The organism is Pedobacter terrae (assembly GCF_036946585.1).
Lineage (GTDB): Bacteria > Bacteroidota > Bacteroidia > Sphingobacteriales > Sphingobacteriaceae > Pedobacter > Pedobacter terrae_C.
Genome location: NZ_JAQIIV010000001.1, coordinates 342,122 through 361,246 on the forward strand (window position 1 = coordinate 342,122; position 19,125 = coordinate 361,246).

At 38.7% G+C, this 19,125-nt stretch carries 12 protein-coding genes and 1 tRNA gene; 2 read left to right on the forward strand and 11 right to left on the reverse strand.

Features of this window, described 5'->3' with window-relative positions; all coding sequences use genetic code 11:
• Positions 1 to 14: 14 nt before the first annotated feature.
• The 8 genes from PGN18_RS01460 to PGN18_RS01495 form a co-directional block, all read right to left on the reverse strand.
• Positions 15 to 1,139 (reverse strand): DUF5007 domain-containing protein, encoded by a 1,125-nt coding sequence (locus PGN18_RS01460; RefSeq protein WP_335317593.1) that lies wholly within the window; start codon positions 1,137 to 1,139, stop codon positions 15 to 17.
• Positions 1,140 to 2,249 (reverse strand): discoidin domain-containing protein, encoded by a 1,110-nt coding sequence (locus PGN18_RS01465; protein ID WP_335317594.1) that lies wholly within the window; start codon positions 2,247 to 2,249, stop codon positions 1,140 to 1,142.
• 11 nt (positions 2,250 to 2,260) lie between these two features.
• A complete protein-coding gene (locus PGN18_RS01470) occupies positions 2,261 to 3,778 on the reverse strand; it encodes a RagB/SusD family nutrient uptake outer membrane protein (protein WP_335317595.1) in 1,518 nt (505 codons plus the stop codon).
• Between the two features lie 34 nt (positions 3,779 to 3,812).
• Positions 3,813 to 6,668, reverse strand: coding sequence for a SusC/RagA family TonB-linked outer membrane protein (locus tag PGN18_RS01475; protein WP_335317596.1), 2,856 nt, complete (start codon positions 6,666 to 6,668; stop codon positions 3,813 to 3,815).
• Between the two features lie 662 nt (positions 6,669 to 7,330).
• Positions 7,331 to 8,866, reverse strand: coding sequence for a SulP family inorganic anion transporter (locus tag PGN18_RS01480; RefSeq protein WP_335317597.1), 1,536 nt, complete (start codon positions 8,864 to 8,866; stop codon positions 7,331 to 7,333).
• Between the two features lie 1,038 nt (positions 8,867 to 9,904).
• Positions 9,905 to 11,659 carry a CocE/NonD family hydrolase gene (locus PGN18_RS01485; protein ID WP_335317598.1) on the reverse strand — a complete coding sequence of 585 codons (1,755 nt, stop codon included), beginning with the start codon at positions 11,657 to 11,659 and terminating at the stop codon, positions 9,905 to 9,907.
• 17 nt (positions 11,660 to 11,676) lie between these two features.
• Positions 11,677 to 12,369: a LytR/AlgR family response regulator transcription factor gene (locus PGN18_RS01490; protein WP_335317599.1), complete on the reverse strand. Its 693-nt coding sequence runs from the start codon at positions 12,367 to 12,369 to the stop codon at positions 11,677 to 11,679.
• A complete protein-coding gene (locus tag PGN18_RS01495) occupies positions 12,366 to 13,427 on the reverse strand; it encodes a sensor histidine kinase (RefSeq protein WP_335317600.1) in 1,062 nt (353 codons plus the stop codon). The genes PGN18_RS01490 and PGN18_RS01495 overlap by 4 nt, the downstream gene beginning before the upstream one ends.
• A 236-nt stretch (positions 13,428 to 13,663) precedes the next feature.
• On the opposite strand from PGN18_RS01495, the gene PGN18_RS01500 reads away from it, so the two are divergent.
• Complete coding sequence (locus PGN18_RS01500; protein WP_335317601.1) at positions 13,664 to 14,281, forward strand: hypothetical protein; 618 nt, start codon at positions 13,664 to 13,666, stop codon at positions 14,279 to 14,281.
• Positions 14,282 to 14,399: 118 nt separating this feature from the next.
• On the opposite strand, the gene PGN18_RS01505 is transcribed toward PGN18_RS01500, so the two are convergent.
• Positions 14,400 to 15,554 (reverse strand): aspartyl protease family protein, encoded by a 1,155-nt coding sequence (locus PGN18_RS01505; RefSeq protein WP_335317602.1) that lies wholly within the window; start codon positions 15,552 to 15,554, stop codon positions 14,400 to 14,402.
• 258 nt (positions 15,555 to 15,812) lie between these two features.
• Here PGN18_RS01505 and PGN18_RS01510 point away from each other — a divergent pair, with 258 nt between their 5' ends.
• Positions 15,813 to 16,226: a VOC family protein gene (locus PGN18_RS01510; RefSeq protein WP_335317603.1), complete on the forward strand. Its 414-nt coding sequence runs from the start codon at positions 15,813 to 15,815 to the stop codon at positions 16,224 to 16,226.
• 173 nt (positions 16,227 to 16,399) lie between these two features.
• Here PGN18_RS01510 and PGN18_RS01515 read toward each other — a convergent pair whose 3' ends face one another.
• Positions 16,400 to 18,385, reverse strand: a complete 1,986-nt coding sequence (locus tag PGN18_RS01515; protein WP_335317604.1) for a sensor histidine kinase — start codon at positions 18,383 to 18,385, stop codon at positions 16,400 to 16,402.
• 393 nt (positions 18,386 to 18,778) lie between these two features.
• A tRNA-Asn gene (locus tag PGN18_RS01520) sits at positions 18,779 to 18,855 on the reverse strand.
• Between the last annotated feature and the right edge of the window lie 270 nt (positions 18,856 to 19,125).

Below are 19,125 nucleotides of genomic sequence, written 5' to 3' on the forward strand. Positions count from 1 at the left end.
ACTTTATTGATCAACTATTCGTTAGCAAATTTTGGGTTCTCATTTTTGAAATGAAAAACGATTTCCCAGTCGCCGGCTTTATAAATAGCGAAATCGACACCGAAACTGCTCACTGTACGTGTACCCCCAAAACCGATCCGGGAATAACTCAGTTCTGCTTTTGCCCTTGATCCACCTCTGGCATAAGATGTAGGGATTTCCACCAATGGAATTGGATAAGCAACATCATACTGCACATACATGTCGGTTTTTTGAATATTGAACCCATGGATCATCTTATCCCAAACTGTTTCGTTGAAAAACTTCGGATCGATCGGTAAAGAATCTTTGCCCAAAACCACGATGCGTAAGGAATGTCCGTTACCTCCAGTTGTAAGCGGCCGAATGTACACAACTGCGTCTTTTTTATCATTGTTGCTCACTAAGTTCAAGCTTGAAGTTGCACCAATTACATTATTCAGATAAGGACGGATATAGTCCCTCAGTTTTTTGTCTAACGGAAATTTTGGATCTGGCGCTGGCAAACCGGTGTAGGCATTAAAATCATTCGATGGTTCGTAAGGGCGCTCTCTGAATGGTCTGATCTGAAAATCTCTGATCAAACGCTCGCCCCCTGAATTTTTAACTTTTACATCGAAAAAGCGGGTATCTTGAGCAAAGTTTGTGCTATCTGTGGGACGGGGTTTCAGGATCTGGTTAGTTGCCGATGGCCATAAAATAAACTCACCTGATGAACGTATTTCGAATATGGGATGCGTTTCGATTTTTCTTTTTGCCTCAATTTCGGCCAGGCTTTTTTCCAGCCCGGTATAAGGAGCTGTCCATACGTAAGTTGGTGCAGCTGTAAAAAGATCGTTCACTGGCTTTCCGTCACCAAACCTTACATTTACAATTTCAAACGTTATCGGATTGGTTGAGTTATCGCTGTTAAAGCCGCCGATAAGATTGGTCCTTCCAATGATTGGCTCCAGAATTTTATTGCTAAAGTTTACATTGTTGCTGATGTAATCTTTCTCATCAGGTAAATTGAATATCTTTTTACAGCCAAAAAGAGTCGTCGCGAGTAAAAGGAGCGCAAAATATTTATATATGATCGATTTCATCGGACTATTTAGTTTAATGTTTCTATTTCGCATCATTTATTTCGTTTTGTTTATGGTAAACTCAGCCAGCTGGAATGTGCCGCTATTTCTAAGCTCGGTGATCACAATGCGGTAAAATTTGTAAGCCACTGTATTGGTACACCTAAATACCTTTTGCTGATATCTTTCTTCGAAGAAGAAATTAGACCTTCTATCCAGTTCTACCCAGTTCGAGCCATCCATAGATCCTTCGTAAGTCCAGGCTTTTGGATCTCTCTCGTTCGCATCATTTGCAGAAGTTAAGGTATATACAGATGATACAGCAGGTGTTTTAAGTTCAAACCTCATCCATAGTTCGCCCTGTAAATCGGCCAGGAATTTAGTATGGTCATCACCATCAATTACTTTTCTTGAATTTTCTCCACTGGTTATACCTCCACCGTTTTCACGGTTGGACGAAAATATCCCGCCAATTTCGAGGTAAAGGTTTGGTGGTGGCGGTACAAAAGTCAAACGGGTAACGAATTCATTAAACCCAAATACATGATCGGCACTAATTACATGCACAATACCATTTTTGGTTTTAATGTTATTTGATGACGTAGTACTGGTTGCCCAATTACGAATAAATTTGCTTTTTTTAGTATTGTCGAAATTAATGATCTCCGGTCCGGCACCAACCTGGCCCGAAGCAGATATTTTGGTTAAACTTGCATGCATCGGATAACCAATACGTACACTTTTTAGATCTAAACCATCCTGAAGCTTTAACGAATCAGTTGTTTTGTTGCCTCTTATAATGTAATATGAGGTCATTGTATCCAACTGAACAGCATCAATATTGGCCAAAAAAAGTGGATCTTTATCAGATAGTTTCCTTAATGTATTTAAATTCCGTAAAGCCAGTTGAAAGCTTGGATTGCTTACGGCAAACAGCGTAACATTGCTATCAGTTAATGTTTTTTTCAAACCCATCCTGTCAATCGCTACAATAAGCGAATCGAAAACACCCGGTTTGCTTTTTAAATAATCGTATGTATTGCCGGCATAGGTTACATTCTGATCTGGTGCATCATAAAATCCTCCATTCTTTTTGCAGGCTGAATTGATTAGCGTTAGCAATGACAGGATTGCCAATGCGCCTTTATATTTTATTGAATTTTTCATATCCGTGATCATTAGCGCCAGTAAGCATTTTGGGTTAATAAACTATTTTGAGAGAGGAGCTTTCTGGATATTGGCCAATAGATGCCACCAGAATTAATGAGGTTCATGAATTTGGCGTCATTCTGTTTAATCTTGTTATAACGGATCAGATCATACCACCTGGAGCCTTCGCCCAACAATTCGCGGTGGCGCTCCTCAAAGATTAGTTTTATAATATCATCCTGGGACAGATTGAAAGAGAACGTGGTACCCTCTTCAAACCTTCTGGCCTGAACAATTGCCAATTCACTTAGTGCCCCATTTTGATCACCTAATACGGATAGTGCTTCAGCACGCAGCAGAATGATATCCTCTAGGCGGGTAAAAACCAAAGCGCTGGTAAAATACCTGAAGTTTGGATCAGTGCCTCCGCCCTGGATTACTTTGATTTTGCTGAAAATGGGATACTTACCGTTGAGGTTGGTAAAATATCTTCCATCGTATTTGGCCTGGCCTAAAGTATCAACCGCAAACCTTTGATCTTTTGGGAGATTGAAATATTTCAGGATCGAATCTTTTGGAAGGTAGATGTCCGGAACAGACTTGGTCATCACCGGTTCAGCCAAAGTCAACTCTTCAATATGGCCGGTTGACGAACCATCTACATGACCATAATCCGAGTTGAAACCGAACATCTGTCTGGTATTTTTATTATAAAAAAATCCATTAGAGTTCGATAAGTCGGCACTTCCGGTAAAACCGCCGGCGCTTCTGCCATAATTATCTTCAACAAACTTGGCATATTTAGAAACGCTGGTATAATCGCCATTCCAGGCTGCCAAATGAGCTAAAACCGCATATACCGTAACTTTTGTGGCCAAAGCACCGCCCCATCTTCCTGAAGTTTCATTGTAATAATCAGTTGGCTGCTGCACATCGCCACCGCTATAAATAAACGGCAGATCAGCTGCTGCTTTTAGCATTTCCTGTTCAGCCCATGCTAAAATCCTGGCCTGGCTTTCGCGGGGTTTATTGGTAAATTTACCTTCATCTGATGAGGTAATGAATGGGACATCGCCCCAGATTCTCACCATGTAAAAATAGGCAAAAGCCCTTAGAAACCTGGCTTGTGCAATATCCACGGTCATGTTATTGCTGGTGTAGCGTTTATCGGTTTCTTTTACATGCGCTATATTTTCCAGGAAAACATTGGCACCGTTTACAATGGCGAAAAACCTTGTCCAATCAGATAACGCCTCCATTACAGGGTATGCGGCATTTAAATTATTGCCAATTACCGCCTTCAAATCCTGTCTTTTCGGACTCAAAAACTCTCCTGTTCTTACGTCGCCATAAATCCAGTGACCATTGTTATCTGATAATGCAGCACGCGTTAACGCATATACACCCAGAATTCCGGATCGGGCATCCTCAACCGTATTCCAGGCATTTTTTTCACCTACAACCCTGGTTGAATCGGTTTCTAAAGCTTTATTACAGCTCGAAAAAGCTATTACAGAAACCAGTAGTGTGTAAAATGTATTTTTCATCTTACTTGATGTTTTGTTCGTTCTTGTTTTCATCTTATAGCTCCATTTTAACACCCAGTGTGTAAGTTCTCGGAATAGGTTGACCATAACCGGTATCAATACCATCGTAGTTAACCAGTTCGGGATCTTGACCAGTGTAAGGCGTGATGGTGAAAATATTGCTTACTGCTCCGTACACGAAGAATTTATTGATTTTAATGTTCTTCTTACTTAGCAGATTACCCAGCTCGTAACCCAATGAAACCTGTCTTAATTTTAAGAATGAAGCACTCTCTAAGAAGAGGTCCTGATCTGCACGATACGGGATTACCGTACTCCAGGGATTGTAAAGTGGATATTTTGAATAATCGCCACGTTTCTCCCAGAAAGTAATTTCTTTAACAGAACTGATATCGGTATTACCTTCGCGGTTAACAAAATCAAAACGGTTAGCCATTTCCTGGTTGATTAGCTTTCTGCCTAAATTAAAGTAGAAGCTGGTACCCAAACTCCAGTTGCCATACCTAAAGTTGTTATCAAATCCACCTGAAAGGGTTGGTAATGAGTGGCCTTTTAACACTTTATCGTTATCATCAATGGTATTATCTCCATTTTGATCTTTCCAGCGTGGATCACCTGCCTTTAAAACAATTCCTTTATACTTTAACTTTTGTCCATTAACCGTTGGCACGTCGGCATCTGCTGTATAAATGCCATTATTTTCCAGTAACCAATATTGATCTACCGGTTGGCCAACTTTCAAAAACCTGTTACCCACCACCAACTGATCCAACCCTCTAGGCAATGCTTTTAATTGGTTAGCATTATGATTGAAATTTAAAGCCGAATTCCAGGAGAATTTACTTTTTGCAATGACTTGCGCGTTTACGGTAAAATCGATGCCCATGTTATTTACAGACATGCCACTTTCGATGGCTTGTTTATAACCATATTCTGCATAAGCAGGGATACCAATCAATTGATTTTTATCGGTTTTGCTATAAAGATCAACAGAAACATGCAGACGATTTTTTAACATCGCTACATCAGCACCAACATTCAGTTGATCTGAATACGACCAAGGCACACCGTAACCTACCCAACCGAACTGGTAAGGGCGGGTTAATACCCCAAAGGCATTATATCCTGGTACCGTTAAATTACCGGTATAACCCACTGAAGCTGTGTACTGTGGCCCTTGTGTATAATTGTCGTAACTGAATGTACGTCCCATTCTACCCACACTTGCACGCAATACCAAATCATCAACGAAGCTGTTATCTTTCAAAAATTCGTTTTTGAGGTTCCAGGCCGCTGAAATCGTTGGCGAATAAAACCAACGGCTTGTGGGCTGTGCGTTTGAAGAGCCGTCTAAACGTAATATGGCTGATACGAAGTATTTATCAGCGAATGAATAATCGGCTTTTCCATAGAAAGACAATAAGTTATCTTCCGTTTTATCTAAAAACCGATAAGTTAATTCTCTTGGAAAAGCCACGGGTGTTAAATAACCTCCGTTATCTGACCCATCATCATTTTTAGGTTTAGAATCAAGCAAGTTGATTTTAATATAATCATTAACACCTTTGTAAGCGTAGGCATTGCTGTACTTATAAATATCCCACTGCATGGTTTGCCCTATAGCAAAATGAAAATCGTGAACTTTATTCAGGTTTAAATCGTAAGTTGCCTTGTTATCCATCATTAACCTTTGGCTAAATCCGTAGTAATTGGATGCGTAACTGTTCCCCTGTAAGAGTGTTCGGGCATAAAAAACATCTCTGTAACCCTCACTATAATCGGCGTTAAATGATGATGTAACCTTAAACTGGCCAAAAGTTCCTTCTAATTTGGCATAACCTTGAATGGAATTTGTTTTGTTATCATCAAAACCTTTCTTGTACTGTTGGAGATATGAACCATAGAAATCTTTATTTGGCGGGAGCGGCGCACTTAAATCAGGGAAATAATTAAGTTGTGCAAAGCGGTCGCGCAAGGTTTTATTTCTATCGCGGTTTAAGCGGTTTGCATTAATCATGGTTGAAAACAGCAACCATTTGGTTGGCTTCATATTGATATTGAAAGTTGCACTATAGCGATCTATCCCGGTTTGATCGGCTACACCCGCACTTTTAGTATTACCTAATGCAAACCTGAAGTTAGCCCTATCGGTACCACCTGCGAGCGAGAAGTTAATACCATATACCAATGCATTTTTATAGTACAAATCGGTCCAGTCTGATTTTCCACTATATACATTGTTTAGCGAATCGCTTAAATACACCGGGTACTCTTCATCATCAGAATACCTGCCATTTGTGGTATACACGCCATAAAAGCGTTGTCTAAAGTCATTTTCATATTTACCGTTGATGGTATTTACGAATGGCTTTTGCACCATGCCGATATAAGAATTGAAAGATATGGCGCGGTATCTACCAACGGCTGTTTTAGAAGTTAAAACGATTACCCCATTAACACCTCTTGGCCCATAAATAGAGGTTGAACCTAAATCTTTAAGCACTTCCACTGATGCAATATTGTTCATATCGATGCCAGCCAGGAGATTAGTAGCCGGACCAATCCTATTGAAATCGAATTGTTGTATATCAAAGGCAAAAGGATGCTCCCTTACCAAAGGAATCCCGTCAAGCACGACCAGTGGCTGGGCATCGTACAGATCCTTCTTAGATAATAATGGCATTGCAGCCCCTCTTATAAACATGTTCTGCATAGAACCAGGCTCACCAGAGGGTTCCTGAACATAAAGACCTGCAAAATTCCCTTTTAAATTCTGTTGCAATGATATGGCTGGGAAGAGCGCCAAATCCCTGGTATCTTTTTGTATACCCCCAGACAATTTGTTATAAAGTGTCTTTTTCCTGATCTGTTCAAGACTATCTTTTCTCAAGGAGTCTTTAAGCGATACGATCTTTATTTTAGTTGTATCCTGAAAGATCAAATAGTTAATTGTAAGGCCTTTATGATTTTTTTTGCCTGCAGCATGATTAGGTAAAACGTTTAACGTAAACGCTGCAAAAAAAGCAAGGCACGCCCATAAGTATCGCATAGTTAATGGATCTTTTAATTGGTAAAAAAATGATTGCTAAAACTTATTTTTTCAGAAACGGCAAGACATGTCTTAAGTTTAAAGGACAGGCACTTGGATAATAATAGTTAGGAATTCTCATAAATTTAGTTATTTGGTTAATTCAAATATATAATATGCTAAAACGTTTTAATAACAAATTGTCATTTTTATGAAATTTTTATTAAATAGGGTAATAATATTTAATTATGATAAAATAAATGTCAAATCGACAGGTAAAAAACAAATATTACTAGCATTTATTGTTAAAGCAACAGCTTAAAAAACAGCATGTAAGCACTTTTTCAATCTATTAACACAATAAATTGAACATTTTTTTGTTACAATTCGGCCGAAACACTTAAACGTTTTAGTCAAAACAGGAAATTTGGAGAATTGCTGATCAGATACCGGCACGCCCTTGCCATCATATGGCCCATTGTTAATTAAGTTAGCTTAAGCCATAGAAGGAAAATTACCTTATTTTATTTTTCGGTTGCTACCATATAGATGGGATCTTCTATAATATTTACTGCTATAATCTGATCAGCATTATTGAGCAGGCGCTTACAGTCGCTACTTAAATGTTTTAACTGAAGTTTTTTATCCACCGAACGGTAACGTTCTGTTAGTTTATTCAGCGCATCGATACCAGACATATCGAAAACACGGCTGTGCCTAAAATCAATAATAATCTGTTGAGGATCCTGGCTAATATTAAACAGTTCATTAAAATGAGTAACTGACCCAAAAAACAAAGGGCCGTATACTTCATAAGTTTTTACACCATTAACATCGGTATGTTCATTGGCACTTATCCGTTTAGCGCTTTCCCAGGCAAAAACAAGTGCCGAAATTATTACACCAATAAGTACGGCCAAAGCCAGATTATGCAGCCAAATGGTAATCACAGCCACCATAATACCAATGATAATATCCTGCACAGGCATTTTATTGATTACCTTAAAACTCATCCATTCAAAAGTACCAATGGCAACCATCATCATTACACCAACCAAAGCGGCCATCGGTACACGATCGATTACCGGGGCTCCCACCAAAATGATAAGCAAAATGGTTAAGGCCGCAATAATGCCCGATAACCTCGCCCTGGCACCCGCTGAAAGGTTTACCAATGTTTGGGCAATCATAGGACAACCGCCCATACCCGTAAAAAAGCCATTGGTGATATTGGCAATACCTTGTGCAATACTCTCCCTATTGCCATTACCTTTCGTTGCCGTCATTTCATCAACCAGGTTTAATGTTAGCAAACCCTCTGTTAAGCCTACACCAGCCATAATGAGGGAATAAGGAAAAATGATTTTGAGCATGTCCAGATTTAGCGGCACTTTCGGAATATGAAAAGATGGAAAACCACCATGCACCGAAGCAATATCCTTAACCAGTTTGGTATCAATACCGAAACCAAATACAATAAGGAAAACCACAATTATAGCCACCAAAGAGGACGGAATAGCTTTGGTAATCTTTGGCAGAATAATCACTATGGCCACTGTAAGCAATACCAAAGCCAGCATAATATATAAAGCAATACCGCTGAGCCATTCAACCTTGCCATTTACCAGCGTTTTAAACTGCGCTAACTGCGATAGGAAAATAATAACTGCTAAACCATTAACAAAACCGAACATAACGGGCTGTGGAACTAACCTAACAAATTTGCCCAATTTAAACAAGCCCACCACAATTTGAATTAGACCTGCTAAAGCCACCGCTGCAAAAACATATTCTATACCCTGGCTTTTCATTAATGCAATAAGTACAATTACCGTTGCACCTGCCCCGCCAGATACCAGTCCTGGCCGACCGCCTAAAACAGCAGTAACCAGGCCCATTATAAAAGCAGCATATAAACCCGTTAAAGGAGGGAAACCGGCAAGAATAGCAAATGACAACGATTCGGGAATCATGGTCATGGCTACCGTTAAACCAGCAAGAATTTCGGTTTTGTAGTTGATCTTCTTTGAAAAATCGAAAAGTTGCAGGTAAGGCTTCATCAGTTAAATTATTGGAAGCTGCAAATATCTTACTTTATTGGGATATTAGTTCTTTATAAAAGCAGAATAGCGATAGGTTAAATAATAGCCTACCGAATAACTACTACGAATAAACGCGCCTTTAATGTCTAGCACTAAAACATTTTTTAAAAAGCTCCCAAAATTCACAAAAAATTGCATCTGTACCTTAATTAAAAGATGAATGTTGCCTAATTTGGAATAACCCTTTTGTTTTTAAGTTCATCAAACAGATCAAAAAACACTTTCTCGGTATCGATATACTCATGAAAGCCCACTCGCCTGGCTTTGGTACTGTCTGAGAAGAAATCATAGTCCCATGAAAAAACAAAGTCGCCAAAGGCCCCAAGAAGATACCCCTTTATAATTGTGTTTTACCAAGTTATGTTTTTTCTGCATCTGTTTCATATTGCCGATTTATCTGCCATAATGGTTTGCAAAGGCATTTGAAGTGGAGGGGCAGCATCCATTTGAAATAAACTGAAATTTTAGGCCATAGATCATTCCAACGGATCAGATCGCCAAATCAAATTCATAGGATTGCCCAATGCAGCACCTGCAACCACCGATGGCCGGAGTGCAGACCAATTCCATTTTTTACCTTTTTGTTGAGTCTCCAGAAACTGTTGCTGATCTATATTGAACTCAGGAGGCATATGTCCGCCGTCAACATTCCTGAAGTTAGAATTAGCACAGAACGCTCAAAAGACATGCAAGCCATCTTCTGTTACCTGCACAAAAACATTTATCAACCTAAAAATTTAAAAGCAACATAATGGCTGCACATTTTAAGCTTTCAGAAGATATATAGTCCCTTACTTTAAAAGAAATACAGGTATAACCCTACGTCAATATATTAATGATTACCGTAAAAATTTAATCAGACAACGGATAGCAAGCGAAAGATTTGGATTAAAACAAATTGCTGCAGAATTTGGCCTAGTTAACGAAAGCCATGTGAGTAAACTGATTACAAATGCATAGCAGTCAGGTCTGGATGGCAAGTCCAGGCCTGATAGATTAAAACAAACTTTTCGCATCTAATGAGCAACCAAGTTCAATAAAACTTTGTGTACACCATTTAATCTGGAGTGAAGCTCCTGCATCTTTTATCGTTTCTCTACTCACTTCCTTACCCGTTCCATAATTAATCTCTGCAAAAGGATTTTTATCAATGTTAAGCACCAAAAGTAGCCTGCTACCTTTTTGCAGCTGTTTACTGAATACTCTTGATCTATAAAAAGGTATGGTTGCTAATTTACCTGGTTTGAGTAAGCATCTTTTACTCATATCATATGCGTAACTGGCTCTTCCTAAATAGTAAGAAAGCTGAAAATATTCACCATCGGGCGTAATTTCGTACAAAACCAAACCAACATCCATATCTTTTTTATTGATGATGGCTTTAAGCTGTCCCTGTAACGCACCTGATACGGAAGCTGCCTGGTTAAATGGTTCAGTAACAAAAAACAGCCCGTTTGACTTGTCGATTTCCTTTTTGATGATTGGATTAGGATAATAATCATTGTAGAATGTGGTTCTGTCTGCCAGATCGATCTGCTGATGCATAAAAACTACTTTGGTTGGCTTTTGTGCCGACAGCGTCGTACCGTTAGTAGTGCTATCTAAATAAAACCTGATGTGATAATCTTCCATCTTTGTCAATGAAGGAGCATGCCTCCACTTATTGAGCCCCATTACCTCAAAATTTATTTTATTTTTTAATAATACAGGCTTATTTCCATTTTTAAAAATATAATCGAACCACTTAAAAGTGATTTCGCGGGTGTTGATCAACGCTATTGTATCCACTTGATAACCTCTCAAGTAAGGTATTCCACCTACTTGTGATCCAAAATGATCGTAAGGGCCAATAATTAAATAATGCTCGGCCAACGGATTGTACTTGTAATGCTCACGGAGGTATTCTAATGCAGAAACCTGTCCGTCATCGTAATAGCCGGTAATACTGAGCACCGGAATATTAATGTGTTTAAAATCTTTTCGATAGGGTATCATCGATTGCCAATAGGCATCGTAATCGGGATGGCTGAGCCACTTCTGCAGCCATGGGTTTGGTTTCCCATCAATGCTATCAATCTTATTATAGGCGGCTCCACTTTCCCACCAATTGTTCCGCATATCGCGCCAACGAGTATGGTCGTTATTTATGGTATCATCAGTATATTTATTATTAGTAACATAGAAAGCCCATTGATAATTGGCACTTAAAAAAACATTATTTTCCATGGGTAAACCAAGTCCTGGAATAGCCGCAACATAGGGTACTATGGTTTTTAGAGCTGGATGCAGGTGTTTAGCTGCAGCCCATTGCGCAAAACCCGAATAACTTCCGCCGTACATCCCTACCCTGCCATCGCTCCACGATTGTTTAACAATCCAATCGATAACGGCATTTACATCTTTAACTTCATGTTCATAAGGCGCCGGTATATCTGGACTGAGCCGTTTTCCTCTTGCATCGGCCACGATACCAATATAACCGTGATCGGCCGCATATTTAGCTTCCTTCAAACTTCTATTGGTGTTGGAGTAGATAAAATAGAAGAGTGCTGCAGGCAATTTCTGTGGCAGACCTTTTTTCCTCACCACTACAGCAGATAAAGTAATGCCGTATTTCGTTTTAATCATCACACTATCGTTAATGATGTAATTATTGCTATCAGGTAGAGTTAGTTTTTGTTGTGCAAAAGTTTTCAGTCCTAATGCAAAGCATAGCACAGCCATACCTAGTTTCACCAAGTTTCTTTTCATGATTAAAATTTATTTTTTTATATTTTAATGAGACTCCGGAGCTTAACCGCCTGACGTTCCGAAATCCTGATCCGTTCGCCTGTTTTAAGTTCAGCCAACATACCATCACCGTCTTTTTCTACCGATTTAATATAATCGATGTTAAATAAAATGCTTCTGCTGGCTCTAAAAAACCTTTGGCAATCCGGGTTTTCTTCCAGTTTATTTAAGGAAGTTTTAAGCAGTACTTGTTCCCCGCCAAAAAAGAGTCTGGCATAATTCTCTACCGATTCGATCAAATACACATCTTTCCATTTTATGAAGTAGTGTTTACCCCTATCTTTTAAAAAAATAGCTGCTCCCTCATTACTACCGATTTTTTCTATGGCTTTATCTATTGCATTTTTAAAACGTTCTTCCCGTACGGGTTTCATTAGGTAATCCATAGCGCTTACTTCAAAAGCCTGTACTGCATAATGATCGAAAGCCGTTACAAAAACCACCTGCGGTACCTGTATTAAATTTTCTAAAAGATCGAAACCGGAACGGCCAGGCATTTGGATATCTAAAAAAATCAGGTCGGGCTTTAAAAGTCCAATCAGCTGTTCGGCTTCATCAGCATTGACAGCCTCGCCTAATAGCGTAAATTGAGGGTAGCTTTTTAACATCCTAACCAGTTCTTGCCTGGCACCACGTTCGTCATCGATTATCAGTGTTCTGATGTTTTTCATCTGGTCGGGATTTTAATTTCGGCACAAACCTTTTCGTTCATTTCGTAAAGGTTAAGAGATGCCTGGCGGCCATAACCGAGATCAAGCCTTTCTTTAAGATTTTGAAGCCCTATACCCGCAACTGTTTTACCCTGTCCAAGTTGACCTGGATTTAAAACCCGGATACTGACAATCCCATCTTGCTGTTGGATTTTCACATGAATCTTTCCTCCCTGTTTCGCTAATGAAACGCCATGTTTCACTGCATTTTCAACCAATGTTTGGGTACATAAGCGCGGCACCATCAGTTCAGATAGCGATGTATCAATATCTAACTCATAAGATAATCTCTCTTCCATTCTTAAACTTTCCAATTCCAGGTAATCTTTCACTAATTCCACTTCTTCACTCAACTTAATAAGCATAGAATTTCCCCTATACAGTCCGCTACGCAACAGTTCACTAAGTAGATCGATTGCCCTGCCTGAGGCATCAGGACGAGTATAAATCAACGACTTTATATTATTAAGTGCGTTGAACAGAAAATGAGGATTTAACTGAGCAGAAAGGTTGTCTAATTGCGATTGTTTAAAGCTTAGCGCCAATCTCGTATTTTCTACCGATAGCCTGCCCTCCCGTTTGGCATAATGGTAAAGATGATAGGCTAAAAGCCAAATAGCCATTAAGCGGACACCGGCAATAAAAATACCTGCTGCATTTACACTAAAAAAATCGGCGAACGACTGCATTGGATGACTTAGGAACAACAGCCTCACCAGGTACAACTTACCAATGGTAACCAGTGTATAAAAAAGACCCATCAGCGGAATAACAATCAACATCTTCCAGATCAGTTTCTCAAGCGCCAGATCTTGCCAACGGTTTTTATCTGCAAAATCACGATACAGATGCGTAATTAGCATGTATATCAGCACATCAGATATAAACTGTACAATTGACAGGTCGAACCTAAAGTTCCTGGAATCAATCCACCCTTGAAGTGTCCAATACAAAGCGGCTACCGACCAACCGATGAGCTGACATTTCCAATAAAGCGAAATATAGGGTCTCTTTTCCAAAATTTTCTACGCTAAACAAATCAACAAAAACAAATCTTAATAAAAAATATAAATTACATGAACGCAGGGTTTTGGGGGATGAGCGTTTATTTTAATCCGTTGGTGGAACAAAAAATTCAAATCTCATAGGAAAAATCAATCATCAGAGAAATATCAATAAAATGATCAATCTATTGTAGCGTTGGCCATGATCATTTCGTTTATAGAGACAATTCATCTAAATCAACATATCCGCTATGAAAAACCTATTATTGTTATTAATCACAGTTTTCACATTTGGTTCTTGTAAAAAATCAGAAACATATGGCCCGCTGAACTTAAAAAACGGACAGGAAGTGGAACTGCAGGTTAGCCACCGTTATGGTGCAGATCATGATCTGCTTTTAAAATTGCCAGGCAATATAGATGCCGGCGCATCGCTTACGGGTTTTGATCAGCGTGAACCTGGTTATACTTATCGCGTTAAAGCGAGATTCAAACGCGACGAAGTGCCTTTACAGGATGGACCTGAATACTATTTTATTTTCGAAAAGATATTGGGCAAGGAACAGTATAAAGGAAATGAATCTTTCACCGTGCAATTGATTACTTCATATGTACCCGGCGGACCAGTAATAAGACTGAGCAAAACAGGAAGTGATTACTATTTGATTCCGGGTAAGTTACAGCTTACTTATGCAGACAGTACCATTCAGAATAAGCTGGAAGAAATCTGGTTAAACGCACAGGAAATCCGTGCAAACGCACCAAAAGGACAAGATCCAAAATGGAAAGCCATTAAAGCTACAGTGGTACACGATCCGCAGCAATTTGGAAAAGCCTATCTCGTAAAACAGATACAGTTTATTGATTAATTAAAATATTGAGATGCGTTAAAATGAGTGACAGACTTAAAGCCTATAACCTTTAGCTTTGCAGCTGCGTGCTTTGCGTCTCCCCTTTGCTTGCTTTGCGGTTAAAAAACAAATGATATTAACTCTTTTGATCTGCATAGGCAACATCATAAAGATGATTGGGCTTTAAATAGATCACATTGTTTTGAAAATCAAAAACCGTATTAAATCTTTTCAGAATATCGTTTCCAAGGTAATGAACGTTAGTACCTGGCATGGGTTTGTTTTGTTCCATTACCTGAGCCGGTACATTTTTCAATTCGAAATTACCGATCTTTAAACTTTGAAGTTTTACAGTAATTACCGGCACTTCATTTCCTTGTACCCCATGCATCATTACCTTTTTGATCACTTCCAGTTTCTCGGTAGGGAACTTCATTTCCCGCAGCAGATCATGATCAAGCATAGCAGTACGCTGGTAACCTAAATCGAAGAAAAAAAGACTTTTATTTTTGGTTCCACTTTGAGAAATTTCGCTTTCTATAAAAGGTTTATTTTTGATATAAGTGATCTTGAACCTGGTGTATTGTTTATCCTGTAAAATCTCCTTTGGCATGGTAGAATGCACCATCATTTTATTTTGATCATAATCCAAAGCTACAATCATACCATCAAATATATCCCAGCCTAACAAACCATCGGTTTCATTTCCTGCCAATTCAATATCATAAATTTTGCTTTTGTAAGTATGGCTTCCAATTTTGATGTCATAATCGGTATGGTAAAGCTTTGGCTTCGATTTCACTTTTGTTGCCAGAGCAGCATTGGTCAGATCGATATCATTTGCGCCTGAATCAAAATTCATGATCAGTGAATCTGTACTGTTGAAAACGATGGGTAAGAAGTTCGTATTGTATTTGTTTACAAAAAAAGGTATTGAGTCGTGAATTTCAGGCGACACTTTACTTAAGTTTTTTAGCGCTGGAGCGGCTATTTGCGTGAAGCAAGAATCTTTTCCGTTTAATAAAACAATAAACTCCTTTTTTTGTCCCGGGCTAATCTTGAAAACAATCGAATCAATATCTGTTTTGAATTTTATTCTCCTGGATTTTGTTAACTTACCCGTCGTAAAAACATCAAGTTTTAGTTTAGGATTGATATACCAGCGTGATACTGCATTATGCTCCTCGTAAATTTTTGCCTGACCAGCACTGGCTTTTACAATGGGCAATTTATTTTGAGCAAGGACTGAAAAGGGAAGCAAAAGAGTTAAAGTAGGCAATATGCGTTTCATAAGCAATAAAGGGGTTTAACGGCTTTGACTTAGACGGGGAATATTAATGGCCACCAATGAAAATCAGAATTAAAGATAAAAAGAATCGCTAAGCTTTGTCATGTTCCACGCATTTAAATTTCGAGTAGCACTATTCCCTTTAGTATTCCAAAGTGGATAGATATTAAAAAAGTCGTGTTCTACCCCTTAACTTGTCGTTTTTGTACACGGACACCCATGGGTAATAAAATTATCTTTGGATAACTAAATAAGAAAAATATGGCAACTCAAATTTTTGTAAATCTGGCGGTTAACGATCTCGACCGTTCAATAGCATTTTTCACCAAACTCGGTTATACATTTAACGCGCAATTCTCCAATGAAAAAGCAACCTGTATGATCATCAGCGATACGATTTACGTGATGCTGCTCACCAGAACTTTTTTCCAAACCTTTACCGAAAAAGAAATTATAGATGCCCACAAAGCCATAGAAACTTCTATTGCCATATCGGCAGAAAGTAAAGATGCGGTTAACGAAATGGTAGACAAAGCGGTGGCTGCAGGGGCCACTATACCTAATCCGGCTACTGATTATGGTTTTATGTACCAGCACAGTTTTGATGATTTGGACGGCCACCATTGGGAATATGTATGGATGGACCCGAACGGTATGCCAGAACAGCTGGGGTAGTTCGTATATCGTTTTAAGTAAGAAGCAAGCAAAGGGTTATGCCGGGCTTACTTCTTACTACATTTGACTAATGAGTATGGATAACGGCATGACCTCAAGAGAAAATTACTAGAGATATGCATAATTCACTAGGATAATTAGAATTTTACGCTCATAGTAATAAGAAATAGTATTTAAGAGATATTCATTTCTATATTGATGCTGGTTCCCTGGGCTTCAGATGACATAATCTCAAATTTCCCATCTAAATAAGCTACCCTCGCCTTGATATTGTTCATTCCCATTCCTTTTTTTTCATTCAGGCTTTCAGGATCAAACCCCACACCGTCATCCTCAATGGTGATCATAAAATTATCACCATACTGGCTGCATTGCAATAAAACATTTTTTGCTCTGGCATGCCTGGCAACATTATTTAATAATTCCTGTACAATACGGTAAATAGTTACCTGCTTATCCACAGGGATATCGCCCTTCAGACTGAAGTGTTGGAAATCAATATTAAGATTATCCGAGATAAAAGATTCACACAGATCTTTCAAAGAAACTTTAAGGCCTAACTGGAATAAGGATGCTGGCATCATATTGCTGGCTATAGCTCTCAATTCAGTGATAGAGCTATCAAGCCTGCTGATAATTAAATCCAGCTCCTGGTCATCCTCCGAATGCGATTTCGCGGCATACCCGGAAAGGTGTATTTTAACAGCAGAAAGCATACCACCCAATCCGTCATGTAAGTCACGCGCTACCCTTTTACGTTCCTCATCCTGCCCATGAATCATAGCTCGTGTAAGTTTAACCTGGTGTTGCTGATCAATATACTTCAGTTCCTGCTGATAATTCAATTCTTTTAGTTTCCTGTTCTTTTGAAAAAAGAAGTAACCTGCAACTAATATAATAGCAAGAAACAAACTTACTGTCCCCAGCAACCAGTTCATCAAAAGCCTGTTTTTAGCTTCAAGGTTCACTTTTTCATTGGCTGCGGTAAGGTCAGAAATCCGCTTTCTGTTTTCTGCACTCCTATATTTTGCTTCGAGTGTATTGATTTCTTCCGTACGCTTACTCTGGTAGAGACTATCAGTTAACTTGCCCTGACGTTCCAGCCATTGATAGGCAGTTTTTATATTACCTAAACGCACATTATTCTTTGCCTGCTGCTTAAAAATTGACTTACGGTTGTTAGCGGATGACATAAAATCTTTGTTTTTTATTACGCTGTCTAAAATACGCTGGGCACCTCTATAATCTTTAAGATAAGTTAATGCAGAATATTTTTGCATTAACAGCGAATTTACCAAATAGGTATTTTTTAATGCCTTTGCTGCAGCAATGCCCAAATTATAACTATCCAGAGCAGCCTTGTATTGCTGTTTGCCCTCAAAATAGTTGCCTTCAGAAAAATAGTAATTCGGTGCCAGATCAGATTCAGGATAATGAGTTAAAATAGCCTTGGCCTTATCCAATACCGCCCTGGACTGCGGAAATTTCATTAGATAATTATAATTACCCGCAGCATAGATGTATACCTTAAGTAACGTGGGCGAATTAGCGGATTTGTTTTTTGCCATTTGAATAGCCAGATTGTAATATGATTCCGCTTTATTGAGTTCGCGGGTGTTCATAAAATTCAAGGCCAACTGAGTATAGAAATCTGCAAGTTTTAGTGTGTCACCGCTTTTTTTTGTTAAGGGGATAATCTTATTGAGCATAATATCCACCGTCCCATTTAAATTATCCTTTCTTTGTTCAATGATTGCTGTATTATGCAACGCACGTGCCCGGAAGAGATACGCTTCCTTTTCAAAATAGCCCGAAAGCAACTTATCACAAGTTAGGGCAGCAAGCCGACTTCTTTCCATATCCTGTCCTAGGTATAGAATAGACTCATAAAAATAGGAGATCGCCTGCAAATAGGGATACCTTTTTCCCAGTGTCCTTCCTTTGTCCAGGTATAGCTTTGACTTTTTATCCTCATTTACAGTAATGTAGTAATAGGACAAAAGAAAATATGTTCTGGCCTTTATGCTGTCAGATGTGTTTAATTTCAAACTATTATTCAGACTGTCAGCATATCCTTTCTGATCCAGTGGCACCTGTGCCTTAGACCACAATACACACAACATCAAAATAAAAAGAACAAGTGTATATCTTTTGGCCATGTATAACGTTTTTAGCTGATTAAAATGGTCTAAAATTATCAAATAATATCTGGTTTTACTGGAAAATCTTACAACCTTATTGGCCGTTGGATGACCAATCAAATTTGCTGAAGTTGAGAAAAACAATATTATTCCAAATTATGAATTCTTACCATTCGCAACAGTAGCGGAAAAGGAATTCCGTTTGATTAGGACAAAATCCAAAAGTCTGTTGATCCTACATACTTTTGCAGCAGGTTTTTAAGATGTAAAAAAGAAACGGCAAACAAGAATTTCTTCTGTTTGCCTGCTAAGGCTCACTCTGCTGGGCTCCCCTCGCCGACGCTCAGGATAAACTTCTCGCGCAGGTCCAAATAAAAAAAGCCTCACAACAATGTTGCAAGGCCTTAAAATTGGCTCCCTCTGCTGGGCTCGAACCAGCGACCCTCTGATTAACAGTCAGATGCTCTAACCAGCTGAGCTAAGAAGGAGTGCTGGTCGTTTCCTAAAACGAGGTTTATTCATACTCTGCAGTTAAATACCCTTGCTCGTTTTGGGAGTGCAATATTAGTGCTTTTAAACTATTTATGCAAAAATTTATTTAATTATTATTTTAGAAAAGGATCTTCACTTTAAAACGTTGAATTATTTTATCAATTTAATACTGAATATCAAATCATTAAAAAAATAATGTTTAACAATTCAGAAATGTTTCCTGACACAGTAGATAAACTTCGCCGCCTAATTATGAAGAATACTCG

Excerpts from the sequence above, each read along its gene's own strand:
- PGN18_RS01470 (WP_335317595.1), bottom strand. The coding sequence starts at position 3,778 with ATGAAAAATACATTTTACACACTACTGGTTTCTGTAATAGCTTTTTCG.
- PGN18_RS01500 (WP_335317601.1), top strand. The coding sequence starts at position 13,664 with ATGAAAAACCTATTATTGTTATTAATCACAGTTTTCACATTTGGTTCT.
- PGN18_RS01460 (WP_335317593.1), bottom strand. The coding sequence starts at position 1,139 with ATGATGCGAAATAGAAACATTAAACTAAATAGTCCGATGAAATCGATC.
- PGN18_RS01510 (WP_335317603.1), top strand. The coding sequence starts at position 15,813 with ATGGCAACTCAAATTTTTGTAAATCTGGCGGTTAACGATCTCGACCGT.
- PGN18_RS01505 (WP_335317602.1), bottom strand. The coding sequence starts at position 15,554 with ATGAAACGCATATTGCCTACTTTAACTCTTTTGCTTCCCTTTTCAGTC.
- PGN18_RS01515 (WP_335317604.1), bottom strand. The coding sequence starts at position 18,385 with ATGGCCAAAAGATATACACTTGTTCTTTTTATTTTGATGTTGTGTGTA.
- PGN18_RS01485 (WP_335317598.1), bottom strand. The coding sequence starts at position 11,659 with ATGAAAAGAAACTTGGTGAAACTAGGTATGGCTGTGCTATGCTTTGCA.
- PGN18_RS01480 (WP_335317597.1), bottom strand. The coding sequence starts at position 8,866 with ATGAAGCCTTACCTGCAACTTTTCGATTTTTCAAAGAAGATCAACTAC.
- PGN18_RS01490 (WP_335317599.1), bottom strand. The coding sequence starts at position 12,369 with ATGAAAAACATCAGAACACTGATAATCGATGACGAACGTGGTGCCAGG.
- PGN18_RS01465 (WP_335317594.1), bottom strand. The coding sequence starts at position 2,249 with ATGAAAAATTCAATAAAATATAAAGGCGCATTGGCAATCCTGTCATTG.